This window comes from Rhizobium sp. UBA1881 (genome assembly GCF_002338015.1).
GTDB lineage: Bacteria > Pseudomonadota > Alphaproteobacteria > Rhizobiales > Rhizobiaceae > Rhizobium.
The window spans coordinates 1-19,332 of the sequence record NZ_DDHH01000121.1 but is presented as its reverse complement, the minus strand read 5'-3'; the positions used below and the strand labels follow the sequence as shown (position 1 = coordinate 19,332).

At 58.5% G+C, this 19,332-nt stretch carries 20 protein-coding genes; 10 read left to right on the top strand and 10 right to left on the bottom strand.

The annotated features are described in order from the left end of the window. Nucleotides 1–5 precede the first annotated feature (5 nt). The 3 genes from B3605_RS14995 (at nucleotide 6) to B3605_RS14985 (ending at nucleotide 2,288) form a co-directional block, all read left to right on the top strand. Nucleotides 6–647 carry an amino acid ABC transporter permease gene (locus tag B3605_RS14995; RefSeq protein ID WP_296434794.1) on the top strand — a complete coding sequence of 214 codons (642 nt, stop codon included), beginning with the start codon at nucleotides 6–8 and terminating at the stop codon, nucleotides 645–647. Nucleotides 648–716: 69 nt separating this feature from the next. After that, on the top strand, nucleotides 717–1,445 hold the full coding sequence (locus B3605_RS14990; protein ID WP_112943178.1) for an amino acid ABC transporter ATP-binding protein: 729 nt from the start codon (nucleotides 717–719) through the stop codon (nucleotides 1,443–1,445). Nucleotides 1,446–1,457: 12 nt separating this feature from the next. Continuing rightward, nucleotides 1,458–2,288 carry a shikimate dehydrogenase family protein gene (locus B3605_RS14985; protein ID WP_296434792.1) on the top strand — a complete coding sequence of 277 codons (831 nt, stop codon included), beginning with the start codon at nucleotides 1,458–1,460 and terminating at the stop codon, nucleotides 2,286–2,288. 338 nt (nucleotides 2,289–2,626) lie between these two features. Here B3605_RS14985 and B3605_RS14980 read toward each other — a convergent pair whose 3' ends face one another. From B3605_RS14980 to B3605_RS14970, 3 genes are all read right to left on the bottom strand, one after another. Next, nucleotides 2,627–2,926 carry a DUF1289 domain-containing protein gene (locus tag B3605_RS14980; protein ID WP_296434790.1) on the bottom strand — a complete coding sequence of 100 codons (300 nt, stop codon included), beginning with the start codon at nucleotides 2,924–2,926 and terminating at the stop codon, nucleotides 2,627–2,629. Further along, nucleotides 2,856–3,056: a cold-shock protein gene (locus B3605_RS14975; RefSeq protein WP_112943077.1), complete on the bottom strand. Its 201-nt coding sequence runs from the start codon at nucleotides 3,054–3,056 to the stop codon at nucleotides 2,856–2,858. Before B3605_RS14975 ends, B3605_RS14980 begins: the two co-directional genes overlap by 71 nt. A 93-nt stretch (nucleotides 3,057–3,149) precedes the next feature. Continuing rightward, on the bottom strand, nucleotides 3,150–3,440 hold the full coding sequence (locus tag B3605_RS14970; RefSeq protein WP_296434787.1) for an acylphosphatase: 291 nt from the start codon (nucleotides 3,438–3,440) through the stop codon (nucleotides 3,150–3,152). Between the two features lie 78 nt (nucleotides 3,441–3,518). Between B3605_RS14970 and B3605_RS14965 the strand changes: the two genes are divergently transcribed. Continuing rightward, the gene (locus B3605_RS14965) at nucleotides 3,519–4,007 is read left to right on the top strand and encodes an NAD(P)-binding domain-containing protein (protein ID WP_296434785.1); all 489 of its coding nucleotides are present in this window, start codon (nucleotides 3,519–3,521) and stop codon (nucleotides 4,005–4,007) included. Further along, nucleotides 3,919–4,641 (top strand): hypothetical protein, encoded by a 723-nt coding sequence (locus B3605_RS14960; protein WP_296434846.1) that lies wholly within the window; start codon nucleotides 3,919–3,921, stop codon nucleotides 4,639–4,641. The genes B3605_RS14965 and B3605_RS14960 overlap by 89 nt, the downstream gene beginning before the upstream one ends. Before the next feature lie 287 nt (nucleotides 4,642–4,928). Here the strand turns inward: B3605_RS14960 and B3605_RS14955 are convergent, their stop codons facing one another. Then, complete coding sequence (locus tag B3605_RS14955; protein WP_296434783.1) at nucleotides 4,929–5,309, bottom strand: DUF6180 family protein; 381 nt, start codon at nucleotides 5,307–5,309, stop codon at nucleotides 4,929–4,931. A gap of 638 nt (nucleotides 5,310–5,947) precedes the next feature. Here B3605_RS14955 and B3605_RS14950 point away from each other — a divergent pair. After that, nucleotides 5,948–6,256 carry a hypothetical protein gene (locus tag B3605_RS14950; protein WP_296434781.1) on the top strand — a complete coding sequence of 103 codons (309 nt, stop codon included), beginning with the start codon at nucleotides 5,948–5,950 and terminating at the stop codon, nucleotides 6,254–6,256. Nucleotides 6,257–6,272: 16 nt separating this feature from the next. On the opposite strand, the gene dinB is transcribed toward B3605_RS14950, so the two are convergent. The 4 genes from dinB to B3605_RS14930 form a co-directional block, all read right to left on the bottom strand. Beyond that, nucleotides 6,273–7,388, bottom strand: a complete 1,116-nt coding sequence (dinB, locus tag B3605_RS14945) for a DNA polymerase IV (protein ID WP_414706963.1) — start codon at nucleotides 7,386–7,388, stop codon at nucleotides 6,273–6,275. After that, on the bottom strand, nucleotides 7,372–7,548 hold the full coding sequence (locus B3605_RS14940; RefSeq protein WP_296434780.1) for a hypothetical protein: 177 nt from the start codon (nucleotides 7,546–7,548) through the stop codon (nucleotides 7,372–7,374). The genes dinB and B3605_RS14940 overlap by 17 nt, the downstream gene beginning before the upstream one ends. A gap of 734 nt (nucleotides 7,549–8,282) precedes the next feature. Further along, the gene (locus tag B3605_RS14935) at nucleotides 8,283–9,056 is read right to left on the bottom strand and encodes an SOS response-associated peptidase (RefSeq protein ID WP_296434842.1); all 774 of its coding nucleotides are present in this window, start codon (nucleotides 9,054–9,056) and stop codon (nucleotides 8,283–8,285) included. A gap of 505 nt (nucleotides 9,057–9,561) precedes the next feature. After that, the gene (locus tag B3605_RS14930; protein ID WP_296434779.1) at nucleotides 9,562–10,701 is read right to left on the bottom strand and encodes a Fic family protein; all 1,140 of its coding nucleotides are present in this window, start codon (nucleotides 10,699–10,701) and stop codon (nucleotides 9,562–9,564) included. Between the two features lie 543 nt (nucleotides 10,702–11,244). Between B3605_RS14930 and B3605_RS14925 the strand changes: the two genes are divergently transcribed. Genes B3605_RS14925 through B3605_RS14915 form a run of 3 tightly spaced genes read left to right on the top strand, consistent with a single transcriptional unit; the run spans nucleotide 11,245 to nucleotide 16,695 of the window. Beyond that, the gene (locus B3605_RS14925) at nucleotides 11,245–12,009 is read left to right on the top strand and encodes an ImuA family protein (protein ID WP_296434778.1); all 765 of its coding nucleotides are present in this window, start codon (nucleotides 11,245–11,247) and stop codon (nucleotides 12,007–12,009) included. Then, nucleotides 11,930–13,441, top strand: coding sequence for a Y-family DNA polymerase (locus B3605_RS14920; RefSeq protein WP_296434777.1), 1,512 nt, complete (start codon nucleotides 11,930–11,932; stop codon nucleotides 13,439–13,441). The genes B3605_RS14925 and B3605_RS14920 overlap by 80 nt, the downstream gene beginning before the upstream one ends. Further along, nucleotides 13,438–16,695 carry an error-prone DNA polymerase gene (locus tag B3605_RS14915; RefSeq protein WP_296434775.1) on the top strand — a complete coding sequence of 1,086 codons (3,258 nt, stop codon included), beginning with the start codon at nucleotides 13,438–13,440 and terminating at the stop codon, nucleotides 16,693–16,695. Before B3605_RS14920 ends, B3605_RS14915 begins: the two co-directional genes overlap by 4 nt. A 349-nt stretch (nucleotides 16,696–17,044) precedes the next feature. On the opposite strand, the gene aztD is transcribed toward B3605_RS14915, so the two are convergent. Continuing rightward, nucleotides 17,045–18,271, bottom strand: a complete 1,227-nt coding sequence (gene aztD, locus B3605_RS14910) for a zinc metallochaperone AztD (RefSeq protein ID WP_296434773.1) — start codon at nucleotides 18,269–18,271, stop codon at nucleotides 17,045–17,047. A gap of 294 nt (nucleotides 18,272–18,565) precedes the next feature. Between aztD and B3605_RS14905 the strand changes: the two genes are divergently transcribed. After that, a complete protein-coding gene (locus B3605_RS14905; RefSeq protein WP_112820797.1) occupies nucleotides 18,566–18,826 on the top strand; it encodes a YMGG-like glycine zipper-containing protein in 261 nt (86 codons plus the stop codon). 300 nt (nucleotides 18,827–19,126) lie between these two features. On the opposite strand, the gene B3605_RS14900 is transcribed toward B3605_RS14905, so the two are convergent. After that, nucleotides 19,127–19,332: iron chelate uptake ABC transporter family permease subunit (locus B3605_RS14900; protein WP_296434771.1), on the bottom strand; the 206-nt coding region annotated here is incomplete at its 5' end.

Here is a 19,332-nt window from a genome sequence, read left to right as displayed (position 1 = left end):
CTCCCATGGGTCGCGATGAATTCATCTTCCTGCTGATTGGCTTGAAATGGACCGTAGTGCTTTCCGTCGTTGGCTTCATCTGCGGCTCGATCGGCGGTCTCGTCGTCGCACTGCTGCGGACTTGCGGTCTGCCGGCTCTGGAACGGGTAACGGCCGCCTATATCGGCCTGTTTCAGGGCACGCCACTCCTTATGCAGCTCTTCGTCGTATACTACGGATTGGCGCTAGTGGGCCTGAAGCTCGACGCGTGGGTCGCGGTTGCAATCGGTCTCACATTGCATGCAAGTGCCTATCTCGGCGAGATCTGGCGCGGCTCGATCGAGGCCGTGCCGCGTGGCCAGACAGAGGCCGCCAAAGCGCTCAGCATCAAATACGTCTCGCGCATGAAGGACGTGATCCTGCCTCAGGCGATCCGCATCTCGCTGCCGGCGACGATCGGCTTCCTGGTGCAGCTTATCAAGGGAACGTCGCTCGCCGCCATTGTCGGGTTCACCGAACTGACGCGCGCCGGCAACATCATCTCTAACCAGATCTTCGAACCGCTGACAGTCTTTGGCATCGTCGGCATCCTCTACTTCATCATGTGCTGCCCGCTGACGATCCTCGGTGCCCGCCTCGAGCGGCGCTTTGCGATGTCGGGGCGCTGAGCACACACGCTTGTCCTGGAGATTTGAACGATGACCAATGTGTTGACGACGTCCACCACCACCGAGCCGATGATCCGTCTGGCGCAGGTCGAGAAATGGTACGGCGCCTTTCAGGCATTGCACGACATCAACATGGATGTCCGCCAGGGAGAGCGGATCGTACTCTGCGGTCCATCGGGCAGCGGAAAATCTACGCTGATCCGCTGCATCAATCACCTGGAGAGCTATGAGAAAGGCGAGATCCGCGTCGGCGGCACGTTGCTCGCGCATCGCTCCAGAGATATCGACGCCATCAGACGCGATGTCGGCATGGTGTTTCAACAGTTCAATCTCTTTCCACATCTGACCGTGCTGCAGAACTGCATGCTGGCGCCGATGCGCGCACTCGGCCTCGGTAAGGCAGAAGCGGAAGAACGCGCGCGCACCCTGCTAGACCGCGTCAAGATCCTCGAACAAGCCGAGAAATATCCGGCACAGCTTTCTGGCGGTCAGCAGCAGCGCGTGGCAATTGCACGGGCGCTTTGCATGCGGCCGAAGGTGATGCTGTTCGACGAGCCGACATCGGCGCTAGATCCAGAAATGGTCAAGGAAGTTCTCGATACGATGATCGGACTGGCGGAGGAGGGAATGACGATGATCTGCGTCACTCACGAGATGGGATTTGCCCGCCAGGTCGCCGATCGCGTCATCTTCATGGCGAGCGGCGCCATCGTCGAAGAGGCACCACCCGCCACATTTTTCAGCAATCCAAGGCATGAGCGCACCCGCAAGTTCCTTGGTGAAATTCTGCGTCACTGAGAGTTCATCAGCATGATTTCGGGCACCACCAGGATTATCGCCCATTTGGGCTATCCGACGGAGACCTTCAAGTCGCCGTTGATCTACAACCCTTACTTCGAAAAACACGGCATCGACGCCGTCGTCGTGCCTATGGGCTGCCGAGCGGAGGACTTTCCGGATTTCCTGAGGCTCGTGTTTCGTCTTTCGAACATCCATGGTGCGTTGATCACCATGCCACACAAGGTCACCACGATGGACCTTCTTCATGAGCTGTCGACGCGTGCCCAGGTCGCCGGCGCCTGCAATGCCATCCGCCTTGACGAACATCGGCGGCTGATCGGTGACATGTTCGATGGGGAAGGGTTTGTGCGTGGCGTACTTCGCAAGGGCAGGCGGGTTGCTGACACCAATGTACTCGTCGTCGGTTCCGGCGGCGTTGGTTCGGCGATCGCTGCATCGCTTGCTGCAGCAGCCGTCCGCAGGATCGCGGTTTTCGATGCGAACACAGAGGCCATGCATGGTCTGATGGCGCGAATTCGCCAGTATTACCCCGGTGTTGAGGTGGCGGCCGGTTCTCGCGATCCCCAAGGGTTCGACATTGTGGTGAACGCAACGCCGCTTGGCATGAAAAGCGACGATCCGCTGCCGATCGATGTCTCGCAGCTTTCGTCTTCTACCTTTGTGGGCGAGGTTGTAATGAAGCAGGAGATCACGCCGTTTCTCGAAGTGGCGCGTGCCCGCGGCTGCGACTTCCAGGTCGGCACCGACATGCTGTTCGAGCAAATTCCGGCCTATCTCGAATTCTTCGGCTTTCCGACTACAACGGCCAGCGAGCTGAGATCCATCGCTAGCATAAGTTGAAGCCTGTACCGAACCTACCATGGCCAGATCCGCTTGCTCCTAGTGAGCGAAGAGATGACTGCCACCCTCTGCGCTCAGACAGGTGATTTCATGATTTTAGGTTGGTTTTCGCGAGTGCCTGTTCTCAGGACGATGATGCGGCATTCGATCCATCGGGATGCTGTCGATTGCCGAATGAAATGCCACCGGTTCAAAGTCATTGACGAGCAGGAGTTAGTGGCATTCTTGCCTTGCGGCCTACCAACTAGCACCTTCAAAGAAACCAGACATCTCCGAGCCTCGGTGCGCGTCCGCCCGTTGCGAGTTGCCAAGCCATGCTGATCTAATCGGAGTTGCGGTCAAACGTTTCTGCGAAGCCGATTCATGCGGTGCTTCAACTCGTTGCAAAGGGCAGTTCGGCGGAATGCCGTGAGCTTGCGCCAGCCTCTGATTTCCTCGACCGTTCGCGCGCATCCCACGCACCATCTGTTGCGTGCGTCGAATTGGCAAATATCTATGCAGGGGTCTCGATCTTCATTTCGATGTGAGCGCGGGGATCTCAAGGATCGCCCGCGTCCTCGATCGAGATCAGGCCGGCTGGACGTTTTCGGCCTTGGATTTTCCGGTCTTACGATCCTGACCCAGCTCGTAGCTGACATTCTGGCCGTCTCGTAGCGATCCGCCCTGCACTGCAGAGATGTGGACGAAGACGTCCGGGCCGCCGTTATCCGGTGTGATGAAGCCGAAGCCCTTGTCATGGTTGAAAAACTTTACAGTGCCGTTCGCCACGAACTTCTCCCAATTTTAGCTTTTGAAGGCGAAGTCATAGACCGAAGGGAGCTTGCAAGCAAGCAGTGCTGCCTCCCTGGTCGGCCGAACCTCCTATTGCGTTGCGACAATGAGGAAGGCACTTGGTGTCCGATCCACGGCGGTCGCCTGCGGATCAACACCGCTGACGTTTGCGCCAGGTGGCCCGTCCCAGAAGAGCTCCAGCATTGCGGACGTCGATGTGGATGTTCCGACGATAAGAGAGGAAACGGATCCATCATTCTCGTTCCTGACCCAGCCTTTCAGTCCCAGCTGGATTGCACGATCGCGCGTCCAGGCACGATAGCTCACACCTTGAACCCTTCCGGTTATCCTGACGTGAAATGCAAATAGATCGGGTTTCATGAGGGCTCCTGATTGCGCGCTCGATCTCGTGTAAAATGTAGCTCGGTATGACCTTGGCAAGCGCATGAGGAGACTGCGGTGGCAGGCGAGATCGTCATAGTTGGAGCAGGGCCTGCGGGACTTGCCTGTGCAGCTGCGCTGCGGGTTCGTGGACGCAAATCCACTATTCTCGAGGCGACTGATCATGTTGCTGCGTCATGGCATGGCCATTACGACAGGCTGCATCTCCATACCTCAAAGGCCCACTCCGCCTTGCCAGGGCAGCCAATGCCCGCCACTTTCGCACGGTATCCGTCTCGGCGACAGATCATCGAATATCTGGAAAACTATGCCCACACCCAGGGCCTTCAGATCCGCAAACACAAAAGGGTCACGCGTATTCAGCGGCTGGGCAACTGGGTGATCGGCACCGAGGACGGGGGAACAATTTGGTGCTCGCGCTGTCATTGTCGCGACTGGTTTATCCCGCAAGCCAGTCATTCGCGATTGGGCGACGGAGACGTCGTTCGCTGGAACGATCATACATTCCTCGGATTACCGCAATGCGACGGCGCTAAACATGCGTAAGGTCCTGGTCGTCGGGTTTGGGAATTCAGCCGGCGAGATCGCCTTGGAGTGTGCATCTGCCGGCCTCGACGTCGCCATATCCGTGCGTGGTCCGGTGAACATCGTCCCGCGGGACTTATTAGGAATACCAAGCGCGACAATTGCAATTGCCGAACGCCATCTGCCGCCACGCATCGTCGATGCATTGAACGCACCGCTGCTTTGGCTGCGATACCGAGATCTGCCTTCATTCGGGTTGCAACGAGCCGCGAAGGGCCCGCTGACCACAATGGTGGAGCGTGGCCGCACGCCGCTGATCGACATCGGAACCATTGCGGCAATCAGGAGAGGTGACATAAAAGTGTTCCCAGGCGTTGCCAGCCTGGCCGGTTCATCTGTTCGGTTTGAAAATGGTCTGTCGTTTGACTGCGACACGATCGTGCTTGCGACGGGCTATGCTCCGGCACTTGGTTCGTTGCTTCCTGATATCACTTGGAGGTTCCCGGAAACACTTCGGCCTAACAGGGGTGATCTTCATCCGCACGGCGATCAACTTTACTTCTGCGGCTTCAATCCCGCCACGACTGGATTGCTGAGGCAGATCGGCATCGAGGCAGAGGCAATAGCAAGCTCGATTGTCGCCCAAGCATGTTAGGCGAGTGCAAAATTGCGGGATGTCGTGATACTAGGTTTGCTTTAGTCGGCATTGCGACACTCCCGCCTCGCTCTCTGCGAGGGCTCAGCCTCGTACTATTGCTGCGTTGACGTCGAGGGACATTGCTGCTGCCAAGAATTGCAGATCTGGTCTGCGGATGCTCCGTGGCTTGACGCGGCGTGCCAGCGTCCTAACGCGTGATACTGTTCGCAGCCAATTGTTGCCACGTCCAGGCCCGATAAGGACCAATCAACCCACCGACACTGGTGTGCATCGTCTACGGTCAGTTAGTTCGCAGCCGATTTGACCGCGGCGTGGGCCTGGTCCGCAAACTGGCCGAGAGCTGCCTTTGGTCCTTGATAGTCGATCCCCTGAACCACGCTGACCGTCGTAGTTTCAACCTCTATGCATTGCGCAATAAAGGCGCCTTGGCCTTCAAGCCCGCCTCGGACGACCACAAGTTGGCCGGGGAAGGTCTGTGAATCGAATGCAAATCCTGCGTTTTTCGCCAATTTCTCGATTGTGCTCCCGCAGGCTTCGATGCTCAACTTTGCCTTCGGAGTGCGCTCGACATGATATGTCAGATTGAAATCGCTATCTTGAGCCAAGACTGGAGCCGTGAAACCGAGCGCGCTTGCTGCGGCTACCAGCAGGACAGAACATTTCATTCGAAGATCTCCACTGAAAGACTGTAGGCCGGCAGGGAAGTGGTGCGCTCCGGTCTCAGGGCAAGAGTGCAATATGTGTTTCGATGCCAACCCCAACATTTGTGAAGGGAAGGACGCGGGGGATAAACGAGAGCATCTTGCAGAGATGTCCATCCGGTATGATCGGCGCATGTCTCTGCACGAAGAACGTTTGCTTAATGCTGGCTCGGCGAGAGCGTCGGCTGATTTTCTTCGCCGGGCTCGTCGACTGCTGCCACGGAGATTATTTCCGATACGCTAAACGTCATCAAGCGACCGTTGATCGTCGCGGTGAAGTGGTGGCCTGAGAAACTGATATGGGTCGCCAAGAAGTTGCGTTCTTGCCCTTGGTCATCGATCGATACAACGTACATTATACTTATAGTAACCTTTATATATGTAGTTTTTAGTTTGATGTGTTGTTCAGCGCCAAGTATCACGGATCTTACACTTGCCAATATCCGCGAGTTTTTATGGATGATTTTTGTGTTCAGTTTTGCGACAGTTTCTGCCTGATTTTGAGGCTGACACAGAACTGTGGTTTGCAGAGACAGCCGGCTTGAGGCAGAAGTCGACGATCAAGCCCGAGTGTTGATAAGACTGGCATAAAGCATTTCAGCATGACCGATGACGACGCAGAATCAATCGCCAAGGCCCTCGAAGCGACCCATCAGCTCGTCTTGGAAATACACTCGACCTTTGTCGCGACCCAGCTCGGCGTTATCGCCATCACCGAGCATTTGGTGGAGGCCGGCACCGTCAATCCTGCGCAAGCGGCCGAGCGCATGCATGATCTTACGACAGCGATGTCGGGTCTTACAGAACAGGCGGTCAGAGCAACTCAGCTTTTTCGCGAACACGTGGCATCGCTGGCGAAGAATGACGCACTGCCACCAGGTGGCGGTCTCACACTCGTCCCTAAGGACTGAGAAAGTCGTCGGCACGTCAGAGCGTCAACTGCAGCTGGCCGGCCTGAATGACATCTGCCTGTTCGAGCGAGGACAGGGTAACGCCTAACAAGCGCACGCCCTTCGTCGGCGGGAAAACAGGCTTGAGTAAAGAGGCGATGGTTTCCTCGATCTCGCCGGCCGACAGGAATGGCCGCTCTCCCGTCCGGGCTCGGGTGATCTGCGTGAAGTCAGCGTACTTTACTTTCAAAGTGACGGTTTTCGCCCGTATGGCATTGGCTTCGCAATAGCGCCAGACCTTGGCAATCAGCGGCCGCACGCCTTCGAGCGCCGGATCATAGCTGTGAATGTCCTGCGCGAACGTGTCCTCGGCGCCAACGGATTTGCGAACCCTGTCAGGTTTGACGCGGCGCTCGTCGATACCGCGCGCGATGCCATAAAAATACGGACCCGCTTTCCCAAAATGCTGCGTCAAAAATTGCAGCGACTGGGCCTTCAAATCGGCGCCGGTCTGAATTCCGAGCCGGTGCATTTTCTCGGCAGTAGCCGGCCCCACGCCGTGGAATTTCTTCACTGCCAGCGCTTCGACAAAGGCGGGGCCGTTCTTCGGCGTGATGACAGCCTGCCCGTTGGGCTTGTTGAGGTCGGATGCCATTTTGGCGAGGAACTTATTGTATGAGATGCCGGCTGATGCATTCAGTCCGGTGACTGCCTTGATCTTGGTGCGGATCTCCAGCGCGATCTCGGTGGCGATCGGCATATCCTTCATGTTCTCTGTGACATCTAGATAGGCCTCGTCGAGCGACAGCGGCTCGATAAGAGGGGTGTATTCCGAAAAGATCTCGCGAATCTGCTGCGAGACGGCGCGATAGACATCAAAGCGTGGCGTCACGAAGATCAGATCTGGGCATTTGCGAGCGGCCGTGACCGAAGGCATTGCCGAATGAACCCCGAATTTTCTGGCCTCGTAACTGGCCGCCGCAACCACACCACGCGCTGCAGCGCCTCCGACTGCCAGCGGCTTGCCGCGCAGTTCTGGATTATCGCGCTGTTCCACCGACGCATAGAAGGCGTCCATGTCGACATGGATAATCTTTCTGATGGGCGCAGAGGCTATGACATACATCGGTGCGTTCTCAGGCGTCATGGCCATCAGTCGGCGTGCCCGTTCCGCCCGATCCTATAAGGTCAGCCCAATAGCCCGTCTCGACGTCCTCGAGCTCCTCGTCACCACCTGGATAAGGGCGGGTGTCATCTGGCAGTCCGACTCGGGCGGCATCCCAGGCAAGCGACGATCCGACTTGCAAGTTCACAGCGCTAGCTTCCGGCCTATCGCATGGCTTGTAGGGGTATTCGCCGAACCTCATCAGCAGATCGGGGGTACTGGGCAAAAAATAGTTAATCGGCTGACCGGCCCGGCTTCGGTAGAAGGCGGCGACGTCCCAGTCGAAACTATCGCGGTGGGGCCAAAACAGTCTCGGAAAATGATCTCGGGCCGCCAGACAAAATTTATGTTCCGGCATAGACGATTTTGCAGGGTCGAGTTTGAGCCAGCTCACACCTATATCCTTTTTGTTTAAAAGAACAAAGTACGAACATTTGGTGGGAGAGTCAAACCTCAGATCGGTGTGGGGCCGCAACTCCAGAGTGATCGATCGCCTCGCCGGAAATCTTTAGTTGGCTCTCGAACGGCGAGCGGAGTGCTTCGGCCAAGCAATCAAGAAAGGGTTGGCGGTGCTTAGCTTGAACGAGTTCGACTGCGGTCGTGATCGCGTGACGACCCTTTGAGCTATCGATGTCGCAATGGTTCAAATGGCACCACTCGCGCACAGCGGAGGTGACTGTTTCGATCTCGTTGTCGGAAAGGGAAGGGGGAAATCAACATGCACGTGCTCCTCCGTTCGATCGGCAAGAGCAAGTATGAACTCCCAAGCGGCGCCTACCAGTTATCCCTGACGCCGATAATCAGTAGTGTACTCTCATTCCCGGGAATGGATACCCCTAGAATCGACCCGGTGCACTCGAGCGCCATCCACGGTTGTTGTGATCACAAAAGCATCGCCTGCTGAAGTGGTTCGCCGTCCTTTGCAACGATCGATGAACCGTATGGCTCGCGAGACGATACAATCAGCACCTCGTCCGGCAGCGGCCGCGCCAGGTGCATCGCCTCATCCCATGGTGCCCGCATCCAAACGTCGGCCTCCTCCGGCGTGAGCAGCAGCACCGGCATGGCCTTGTCGTGGATCGGCTTCACCAATGCGTTCGGATCTGTCGTAAGGAAACCGTAGAGGTCATCCAAGGTCAAGCCGTCCTTCACCTTCCTGACGCTCTTCCAGCCCGGCACGTGAATGCCGGCGAAAAACATCAGCGACTTTTCCTCATCGCGGGCAAACCAGGCGTTTGGCACCTTGCCGCCATCTGCCTGGCTGGCAGGATCCGGCTCCGCGAAGCTGGTGACCGGCACGACGCATCGATGCTCGACGCCGAACCATCGCCTCCAATGGGGCAGATTGAGCTTGCGAACATTGGTGATGCCGCGGTCTGGCTCCATGCGAATGAGCTCGTCCATGTCGACGGTCTGGCCCTTGGCTTTAAGTTTTGCGGCACGGGTTTCCGCGGCCTTTTTCTGGACGAAGATTGGCGAGGGCAGCCCCCAGCGTGCATGGACAAGTTGCCTGCGACCATCGGGGGAATTTCGAACGATCGGCCCTGTCTGGTCCGGGTTCATCTGGTAGGCCGGCATTATATTGATCAGGCTCTCAATGTCCTGTGCCCATCTGCTGACCCAGTCCTTATCTTCCATGCGATATAGATTGCAGATGGACGGCTCCTCCCTCGTCAGGATCTGAGTATACGGACAACGCGATTGCTTGCAATCAGATGTCCGGCCTGTTGATGCAGATTTAATTTGCTGGCCAAGATGGTGTTCGCTACCCGCGCGAGGATAAGCGACGGTTGGCATTGGCTGAACTAGCGACACAGCACCTCGATTGGGACGCGGTCGATGTCCGCATCGGATATTCCAATGCCAAGGAGACGGGAGCGGAAAACGCTGACTGAGAGGATGAGCTATCTGAGGCATTATGGAGGGCCGCACCCAAGTCTTTCGCCGGCATTGCAGCAAAGCTGCATTGCGTGTTGGAGACGGAGGATCCTGGCTCGGGTTTGCAAGACGCGCCGTGGCCGCAGTTGCGCGCTATTCTGGCTGAACTTGTGCGGATTGCGGCACCAGGCAATTGATCGTCGCGGCATTCTTTAGCCGGGGTGGAAGATTTCGGGTCCGCCTACAATACAGCTGGTGTAATATCTCCTTGGTTTTTCGGTTCTCAAGACTGCGACTGAGTGTCTGAAGCGACACCTATAACCAGTTCGTAGGCCGTGCTGCGGCCGCCAGCTTCCCCTTTGCGAAGGATGCCTTTCGCCAAAAGGTCCGCGATGTCACGCGATGCCGTGTCCTGGGATGCATTCGTCAATTTCGCCCATTTGGTCGATGTGAGCTTCCCCTCGAAATTTCCCTCCAGCAACCGATTGAGAACCCTGGCCTGTCGCGGATTGAGGTCGCGAGCGACATGGCTCTGCCAGAACTCAGTCTTCAGCATGACATTGTCGAGGGTCAGCAAGGCGGCGCCCACCGCACTGCTTAGACGATCGAGAAACCATTGAATCCATTTCGTGATGTCGAGGTCCTCGTGGGTTGTTACGGATTGCAGGGCCTCGTAGTACCCGGCACGCGATTTCTCGATAGCTGCGGACATGGAATATAGCCGTTGAGCGCCCCTGCCACTGCGCGCAAGGACCATGTCGGCGATCGCACGGGTTATGCGGCCATTGCCATCGCCGAACGGATGGATGGCGACGAACCACAGATGAGCGATAGCTGCCTTGAGGAGCGGATCCATCTGCTGTGATCCATTGAACCAATCGAGGAAGGCCTCCATCTCGGTCTCCAGGCGCTCGGCCGGCGGTGCGACATAATGCACCTTCTCGTGCCCAAAAGCTCCGGACACGATTTCCATGCGGCCGCCGGAATCGTCACGCCAGTCGCCTACCCGAAGTCGATGTCCCCATTCGTTGCGACCGGTCGGAAATAGGGCGGCATGCCACTGAAAAAGACGTTCCTCTGTTAAAGGTTTGAAACAGTCAATTGTAGCATCGAGCGTTATGTGAACGATCCCCTCAATCGAGCGGCTGGGCGTCACAAAGCCGTCGATATCAATACCAAGTCGTCTTGCCAAAGAGGACCTGACTTGTTGCTCATCCAGCCGTTCCCCCTCGATCGCCGACGATTTTACGACGTCGTCCGTCAGGGCTTGCAGGAACGTTGCTTCACGGGTTCGAAAGCCAAGGCTCTCTACCCGCCCGATAAGGCGGCCTTGGTCAAGGCGCACGTTCGCGAGAGACGTCGTAAACTCGTCTGATTGCCATTCAAAAGCTGGCCAATTTGGAGACTGCCAAATGTATGTCATACTCTATGATTGGAGCTTGATGCGGAGAATAGCAAGCTTATTCTCCGCAAATATGCGGAGTAAAGTCGTGTTATCTCCGCATGACTTAGAGACGAAGCTATATCGAGAGGTTGACGCTCGCATGTTCATGACCGCGAGTGTTTGTCGCCGATCTTTTCCACTTGCGACCACAGCGACCTGATCGCCGCGCCACGTTTTCCAGTAGAATCGGAAAACTTCAGCGCCATGCCGTTGTTCCCAGGCCCCCCCTGAATGTGCGTGGCGGAGGGAAAGTTTAGGAACACTGTGACGATCTCAGCTTTATCCCCGTTATCCAAGCAGATTGTGATTTGAGCGGGCGACAGCGGAAAAAATTCTCAAGGTAGCTAGCTGCCTGATTCCGATAACTATTCGCTGAATTTCCAATCATCAGGATAATATTCCCACCCCTGCGGTTGCTTGACTCTTTGCCGCAGCAGGAACAGAAACAGAACATCCGCATTTTGTCCAGCATGATGCTGGTCCAAAATATCAGCCACACGACCTTGAAGGGAGCCGTGAACGATGACTGCTGCCCGAGCCCAAGGGATGTCGGATGTGATCTCCGACTTGCGTGAGCGGATCGCGACGATGGAAGGCGTGTCGGCCAAAAAGGTCGGCTGTCTTGCCTTCGGCGTTCCCGAGGTTGATGCGATCCTGCCGGGCGGTGGGCTGGCCTACGGCGCATTGCATGAGTTCGCCGGCGGCGGGGCAGGGACTGTCGATGGCGCCGCAGCAGCATTGTGTGTCGCCGGCATTGCCGCGCGAACCAAGGGCCCGATCGTTTGGTGCCTGACCCGGCCCGACCTGTTCTTCCCCGCCCTGGCGCAGGTTGGTCTTCATCCCGACCGGGTGATCTTCGTCGAGTCCGACAAGGAAGAGGACGTGCTTGCCAACATGGAGGAGGGCTTGGCCTTCGGTGGCCTCGGCGCCGTGGTCGGCGAGCTCGTCCGATTGCCGATGGTCAGCTCCAGGCGGCTGCAGCTTGCCGCGGAACGCACGGGCACGATGGCGCTCGCGGTGCGGCGATGGCGACGCCAGACAGAGGCAAACGACTTCGGCCAGCCGACCGCCTCGACGACGCGGTGGCGTGTCAGCGTCATGCCGTCGCAAGACCTTCCGGTGCCTGGTGTCGGCCGGGCGCAGTGGTTTTTGGAATTGATGCGCGTGAAAGCGGGTGAATGTGCTGAGTTTCTCGTAAGGGCATGTGATGACAAGGGTCGTATCGATCTATCTCCCGGATCTGCCGACCGATCGGATCAGACGCGACGATCCGTCCATTCCGGCTGAGCAGGCAATCGCGGTGATCGCCAGGAGCGGTTCGAAACGTTGGGTATCGGCCGTCGATGCGGCTGCGCGCAAAGCCGGCCTGCGCGTTGGCATGCCGGCGGCCAAGGCACAGGCGCTGTTTCGAGGATTGATGCTTGTTGATGCTGAGCCTGATGTCGATGCGGCGGCACTTGAACGGATAACGCTATGGGCACTGACCCAATACTCCCCGATCGTCGCCGTCGACGGTACGGATGGTATCGTGCTCGACACCGAAGGCGCCGATCATCTTCAGGGTGGTGAACTGCCCATGGTCACGAAGATCTCCAACCAGTTCCTGGCGCGCAAGCTGACAGCGCGCGTGGCGATCGCCGACACCTGGGGTGCGGCGCACGCCTGCGCGCGGGCGATCAGCCGCGAGACCGTCATCGTACCTGTTGGCAAGACGGTCGCTGCCGTCGAAAAGCTGCCGATCACGCTGTTGCGCCTGCCGGAGAAGATCCTCGGTGATCTCCGAACACTAGGCTTCCAGACTGTCGGCGAATTGGCCAATACGCCACGCGCGCCGCTGACGCTGCGTTTCGGACCGGAAATCGCCAGGCGCCTCGACCAGATGTTCGGCCGCGTCGCGGAGCCGATCGATCCGATCCGAACGCCGGAGCTGATCGAGGTCACAAGAGCCTTCGCAGAGCCAATCGGGGCTGCCGAGACCATCGACAAATATGTCGGCCGCCTGGTCGTACAGCTGATTGGCGAGCTGCAGAAGCGCGGTCTCGGCGTGCGCCGCGCCGACCTGATCGTCGAGAAGGTCGACGGCAGCAGGCAGGCGATCCGCGCCGGAACGGCCAAGCCCGCCCGTGATGTCGCCTGGCTCACGAAGCTGTTTCGTGACCGGACGGAAAAGATCGAGCCCGGCTTCGGGATCGAGAAATTGACGCTGGTTGCCGTCATGGCTGAACCGCTTGACGACATGCAAAGGGTCTCGTCCCTGGTCGAGGACGAGGTGAGGGATGTCACCCCGCTGATCGACATTTACGGCAATCGCGGACAACGGGTCTATCGTGTGGCGCCGGTTGCCTCCGATGTCCCCGAACGCTCGGTTCAGCGCATTGCCGCCGCATCAGGTCCGTTCGAAGTCGCATGGGTCGGTCATTGGCGCCGGCCAGTCCGCCTTCTGCCGCGCCCGGAATTGATCACGGCAATCGCCCTCATGCCTGATCACCCGCCGGCCTCGATTGTCTGGCGCGGCCGACGGCGAAAGGTCAAGCGTGCCGACGGTCCGGAGCGCATCTTCGGAGAGTGGTGGCAGCGCGACACAGAGATGGAGGCGGTCAGGGACTACTTCGTCATCGAGGATGAAGCCGGCGAACGCCTCTGGGTGTTTCGAGCAGGTGACGGTGTCGATCCTGAGACCGGTGACCATCGCTGGTTCATGCACGGGATATTCGCATGAACTACGCCGAGCTCCAGGTCACGACGCATTTCTCGTTCCTGCGCGGAGCATCGTCGGCCAACGAGCTCTTCACCCGCGCTAGGGACCTGGGCATCGAAGCGATTGGTGTGGTCGATCGCAACAGCTTGGCCGGTATCGTTCGTGCGCTCGAAGCGTCTCGCGCCACGGGCCTGCGACTGGTCGTTGGCTGCCGGCTGGATCTTGGCGATGGCATGTCTGTGCTGGTCTATCCGACCGATCGCGCCGCCTATTCCCGGCTGACGCGGCTGATCACCCTTGGAAAGAGCCGGGGCGGCAAGAACAATTGCATCCTTCATTGGGATGACGTCGTCGCCTATTGCGACGGGATGATCGGCATTCTGGTGCCTGATCTCGCTGACGAGACCTGTGCCCTGCAGTTGCGCAAGCTGGCCGAGATCTTTGGCGATCGTGCCTATGTGTCGCTCTGCCTGCGCCGGCGGCCGAACGACCAGCTGCGCCTCCATGAGATCTCCAACATGGCCGTGCGGTTCAGGGTGAAGACCGTCGTCACCAATGATGTGCTTTTCCATGAACCGGGTCGGCGACAGCTGCAGGATATCGTCACCTGCATCCGTCACAAGACCACGATCGACGACGTCGGCTTCGAGCGCGAGCGCCACGCCGATCGCTATCTGAAACCACCAGAGGAAATGCAGCGGCTGTTTCCGCGTTATCCGGACGCGCTGGCGCGGACGATGGAGATCGTGCGGCGCTGTACGTTCTCGCTGGAGGAGCTGACCTATCAGTATCCCGAGGAAGCAATCGTGCCGGGTAAGGATGCCCAGTCTTCGCTCGAGCACTATGTCTGGGAATGCGTGCCCGATCGTTACCCGGAAGGCCTGCCGCCGGATGTCCTGAAGATCGTGCGCCACGAACTCGACCTCATCCGCACCATGAAATATGCGCCCTACTTCCTGACCGTCTTCTCTATCGTCCGTTACGCCCGCAGTCAGGGGATCTTGTGTCAGGGCCGCGGTTCGGCCGCCAACAGCGCGGTCTGCTATATTCTCGGCATCACCAGCATCGATCCTTCGACCAACGACCTGCTGTTCGAGCGTTTCGTTAGCCAGGAGCGCGACGAGCCGCCTGACATCGATGTGGATTTCGAGCACGAGCGCCGTGAAGAGGTCATTCAATGGATCTACCGGACCTACGGTCGGGAGAAGGCGGCACTTTGTGCTACCGTCACGCGCTACCGCGCCCGCGGCGCCATCCGCGATGTCGGCAAGGCGCTCGGACTGCCTGAAGACGTGATCAAAGCACTTTCGTCAGGCATGTGGTCCTGGTCGGAAGAGGTCTGCGATCGCAATGTCCGCGAACTCAATCTCAATCCGGAGGATCGGCGTCTCGCCATGACCCTGAAACTGGCACAGCAGCTGATGGGCGCGCCGCGCCATCTCGGCCAGCACCCGGGTGGCTTTGTCCTGACCCATGATCGGCTTGACGACCTGGTGCCAATCGAGCCGGCGACGATGAAAGACCGACAGATCATCGAATGGGACAAGGATGATGTCGAGGCGCTGAAGTTCATGAAGGTCGATGTGCTGGCCCTCGGCATGCTCACCTGCATGGCCAAGGCCTTCGAGCTCATTCGCGAGCACAAGGATCAGGATATTGATCTCGCAACGATCCCTCAGGAGGATCCTGCGACCTATGCGATGATCCGCAAGGCAGACACCCTCGGAACGTTTCAGATCGAAAGCCGTGCCCAGATGGCAATGCTGCCTCGACTGAAGCCGCGGACCTTCTATGATCTCGTCGTGCAGGTCGCGATCGTCCGGCCTGGCCCGATCCAGGGTGACATGGTCCATCCCTACCTGCGTCGACGCGAGGGCAAGGAGGCAGTCGAGTACCCGACGCCTGAGCTTGAGGCGGTTCTTGGCAAGACGCTTGGTGTGCCGCTGTTTCAAGAATCTGCGATGCGGGTCGCCATGGTCTGCGCCGGGTTCACCGGCGGCGAGGCAGACCAGCTGCGCAAATCAATGGCGACCTTCAAGTTCACCGGTGGGGTGTCGCGCTTCAAGGACAAGCTCGTGTCCGGCATGGTGAAGAACGGCTACACCCCTGAGTTCGCCGAGAAGACATTCTCGCAGCTGGAAGGCTTCGGATCCTACGGCTTTCCGGAAAGCCATGCGGCGTCCTTCGCCCTGATTGCCTATGCCTCGAACTATATCAAGCGTCATTTCCCGGAAGCATTCTGCGCAGCGCTGATCAACAGTCAGCCCATGGGGTTTTACGCACCGGCCCAGATAGTCGGCGACGCACGAGCCCATGGCGTCGAGGTGCGTCCCGTCTGCATTAACCGGTCTCGGTGGGATTGTACCTTGGAGAGGATCGGCAATAGCGATCGGCATGCCGTCCGGCTGGGTTTCCGGCGGGTCAAGGGCTTGGCGGTCGCAGATGCGGCTCGGATCGTCGCCGGTCGTATGAACCGGGATTTCCAGTCGGTCGATGACACCTGGCGCCGGTCCGGTGTGCCCGCTGAAGCGCTCGTTCAGCTCGCCCAGGCCGATGCCTTCCTGCCGTCGTTAAAGCTTGAGCGCCGTGATGCGCTCTGGGCGGTCAAAGCGTTGCGCGACGAACCCCTGCCGCTGTTTGCCGCGGCCGCTGAGCGCGAGATGCAAACCATCGCCGAACAGCAGGAGCCAGACGTGGAGCTTCGGCAGATGACCGATGGCCACAACGTTATCCAGGACTACAGCCATACCGGCCTGACACTACGCCAGCATCCAATTGCCTTCCTGCGCAAGGATCTGCAGCAGCGCAACATCATCACCTGCGGCGAAGCGATGAACGCGCGCGATGGCCGGTGGGTCTATACGGCTGGCCTCGTCCTCGTGCGCCAGAAACCAGGGTCGGCCAAAGGCGTGATGTTCATCACCATCGAGGACGAGACCGGGCCGGCCAATATTGTCGTCTGGCCGACGCTATTCGAAAAGCGCAGGCGCGTCGTGCTTGGATCCTCGATGATGGCGATCAATGGGCGGATCCAGAGGGAAGGGGAAGTGGTACACTTGGTGGCGCAGCAGCTGTTCGATCTTTCTAACGACCTTTCGGGGCTGGCCGATCGCGATACCGAGTTCAGGTTACCGACGGGCAGGGGCGATGAGTTTGCCCATGGTGGAGGGCCGGATCTACGCGATACGCCGAAGCCGGTCGTTCAAGCGCGCGATATGTTTGTGCGCGATTTGCATATCGACACGCTGAAGGTGAAGAGCCGGAATTTTCAGTGAGTTGAACTCCGCTCGAAGCTGCGGCGCGGCGTTTGCTGTGAAGGCGAGGGTAAAAACTAAACTTGGTTTCATAGCCGCATTGAAATCGGTTCCTTTTCAGTTGCAAGAACCAACGGAGGTGTCGGTGCCACCACGATTTATGCCTATGCCTCCAACATGCCGCAAAACTTACCGGTGACGGGCGAGAGACATCTTCGATCTGGTGACACGCCAGGTGACACGGAGCAGCGGCTGACGCTTCCTGCGCAACCTTGTTACTTGTTGTCCGCTCAGCTGCCACCGGACTAACCTGGATCCAAGGTCACTACATGTGAAGGACACGCCGGCATGCGCCGGCGCTTCCTTGCAGTTAGTGCACTGCGCCCGATCCTCCGACCGCGACAATCGTGAAAGGCTGCCCTTCGACATCAATGGTTCGGTCTTGCTTGAATGTCTCGACGTCAACCATGCGAACCATACCACGGCGCGGGTCGGTCACCGCGATATGGTCGCCGGCAACGGCAAGGCGTGGCCGCGGGTCGCGCCAATGGCCATCCTTGCTATAGGGTTCGGTAACCGGTAACGACCTCTTGATGCTGCCATCCACAACGTCGAGCAGATGAAGCTTACCGTCCTCCGTCAGGATATAGGCAGTGTGGGGTCTGGCGGGGTCCAGCGCAAAATCGATACGGCGGAGCGGCAGGTCGATAAGGCGATAGGGCTTCTTGTCATCAGGGTCGATCAGCACCACCTTGTCCTCCCCGTAATTGCCGAGAAAGAACTGCATGGAGGTCCCGCCAAGAAGCGTCGAGACCTTGCCCTTTGGCAAGGTGTCGCCGTAGTTCAGCATCTCGAACTTCGGCCCATCCATGCCGCCAGGCCGCGCGACAAGGACACCTTCCTCGCAACCGAAGGCAACAAGACGGGCGGAGGTCGCTTCACCGTGAAGGCCGGTGCATTGTTCCACGTCACCGACTTGCTTGCCCTCCCTGTCGAGCACGCGAAGACCAAGGCGTGGCGGCAATTCCCCCTCCCTGACCGGTGCATCCATGTTTGGCACGGAGACGAGGAGATGTTTGCCCATCGGAACGGCAACCCCGTGATGAGGAGCCGTGGTGTTGTATGGCTTGGGATCGACCTTGCCCTCCTGCAGCGCGCTTTCCTTGAGAAGGTCGAAGCTGCCGCCGCGATCAAAAAAGACGGCAAGGTCGTCTCCATGCGCGACGACGTGGCCCGGCTTCTCGCCTTTAATCGTCGCCAGCAGCTCCGGGCCCTTGATCTCGATGTCGCGATGTTCGCCATGGTCGGACAGGTGAATGCCCGTGTCGATCGCGTGGACGACATTCTGGTCGCCCTGGATTGCGAACACGGTACGGCCGGTATCGCTGAGCGACATTGCCGCATACCCCTCCAGTTCGAAGCGACCGATTTCCTTGTCGCTACCAAGATCGATGGCGCGCACGGTAGGTTGCGTGTGGTCGGCGATAAAAAGGCGCCAGGTGGCGCGGCCCTCCTCCTCAGCACGCAGCGTCAGGGGCGCAACGGTCCCGGCGATAATGGTTGTGGCTAGAAGTAGAGGGATTTTGGATCGGAACATGAATGTCTCCCAACTGTGAAAACTCGGCTGCCGAAGCGGTCTTTGTGACCTCCAATTCAGTCGACGGCAACGATTGAACATCGAATCGTAATGTTATACAGTTACCATAAATCGCGACTTGTTTGTTTAGTCAAGGCGCGATCGGCGTTTTGAGGAAACAGGACGAAGGGGACTGGACACCCCCCACCAAACCTTGACTTTCCTGACGAGGCACCGAGCTTTCGCAGATCTTGCCGTCCATTCTGCTATGTTACACGATCGCAGAGGCAGCAAGACGATAGGAAAGGGAACGAGATGAAACGCATTCCAGCTCTTCTACTCCTCGCTGCATCCGGTTTGGCCGGATGTAGTCCAACGCAACAGGGTGCCGGTATCGGCGCAGCAACAGGTGCTGTCGTGGGCGGCGTTGCGACCGGTAACGTCCGCGGTGCGGCAGTTGGCGCAGCGGTTGGTGGCGTCGCCGGTGCGGTGATCGGCAACGTGGCCGGTCAACCTGGCAAATGCTATTATCGTGATCGCAACGGTCAGCAATATGTGGCGGCTTGCCCTCAGTAAAATATCTCAGCCCCTTATCGTCGATTTTTTGTCCACGGTAGGGGGCTGATGCTTTCTGGAGATTGTCTCTACTTCTAATGACCCGCGGCAAGCTCGTATTGTCCGCCCGTTCGGCACATCTCGCAGCCAGGGTATCACGCACTGGAGACGACGAGCGGGAGCAAGATCCAGGACCTGCCATCTTGGCACCACGGCCCATCACTTCGCGCGTCGTCAAGCTCTTCGTGAGCTAGCGCAACCCTTCGACACGGATCTGACCTTCACATACCAAGCCGCATGACATTTGAGTGACACGCTCGGCTATCCCTGTTCGCCCTTCTGGCGGAAGACCAGGAGTATGAAATAAGGGCATCCGATAAAAGCCGCCAAAACACCCGCCGGGATTTCATAGGGAAAGTCCACGCTTCGGCCAATCCAGTCCGCGAGCATCATAAGCAATCCGCCAATTGCGCTCGACATCAGCATGAAGGATCCCGGACCCTTTGGGCGCGCCATGCGCGCCATAT

Bases quoted from the DNA above. Each gene is read 5' to 3' on its own strand.
- aztD (WP_296434773.1), bottom strand. From the start codon at position 18,271: ATGTTCCGATCCAAAATCCCTCTACTTCTAGCCACAACCATTATCGCC.
- B3605_RS14905 (WP_112820797.1), top strand. From the start codon at position 18,566: ATGAAACGCATTCCAGCTCTTCTACTCCTCGCTGCATCCGGTTTGGCC.
- B3605_RS14925 (WP_296434778.1), top strand. From the start codon at position 11,245: ATGACTGCTGCCCGAGCCCAAGGGATGTCGGATGTGATCTCCGACTTG.
- B3605_RS14995 (WP_296434794.1), top strand. From the start codon at position 6: ATGGGTCGCGATGAATTCATCTTCCTGCTGATTGGCTTGAAATGGACC.
- B3605_RS14930 (WP_296434779.1), bottom strand. From the start codon at position 10,701: ATGACATACATTTGGCAGTCTCCAAATTGGCCAGCTTTTGAATGGCAA.
- B3605_RS14950 (WP_296434781.1), top strand. From the start codon at position 5,948: ATGACCGATGACGACGCAGAATCAATCGCCAAGGCCCTCGAAGCGACC.
- B3605_RS14990 (WP_112943178.1), top strand. From the start codon at position 717: ATGATCCGTCTGGCGCAGGTCGAGAAATGGTACGGCGCCTTTCAGGCA.
- B3605_RS14955 (WP_296434783.1), bottom strand. From the start codon at position 5,309: ATGAAATGTTCTGTCCTGCTGGTAGCCGCAGCAAGCGCGCTCGGTTTC.
- B3605_RS14920 (WP_296434777.1), top strand. From the start codon at position 11,930: ATGACAAGGGTCGTATCGATCTATCTCCCGGATCTGCCGACCGATCGG.
- B3605_RS14970 (WP_296434787.1), bottom strand. From the start codon at position 3,440: ATGAAACCCGATCTATTTGCATTTCACGTCAGGATAACCGGAAGGGTT.
- B3605_RS14985 (WP_296434792.1), top strand. From the start codon at position 1,458: ATGATTTCGGGCACCACCAGGATTATCGCCCATTTGGGCTATCCGACG.
- B3605_RS14980 (WP_296434790.1), bottom strand. From the start codon at position 2,926: ATGTCAGCTACGAGCTGGGTCAGGATCGTAAGACCGGAAAATCCAAGG.
- B3605_RS14915 (WP_296434775.1), top strand. From the start codon at position 13,438: ATGAACTACGCCGAGCTCCAGGTCACGACGCATTTCTCGTTCCTGCGC.
- dinB (WP_414706963.1), bottom strand. From the start codon at position 7,388: ATGGCCATGACGCCTGAGAACGCACCGATGTATGTCATAGCCTCTGCG.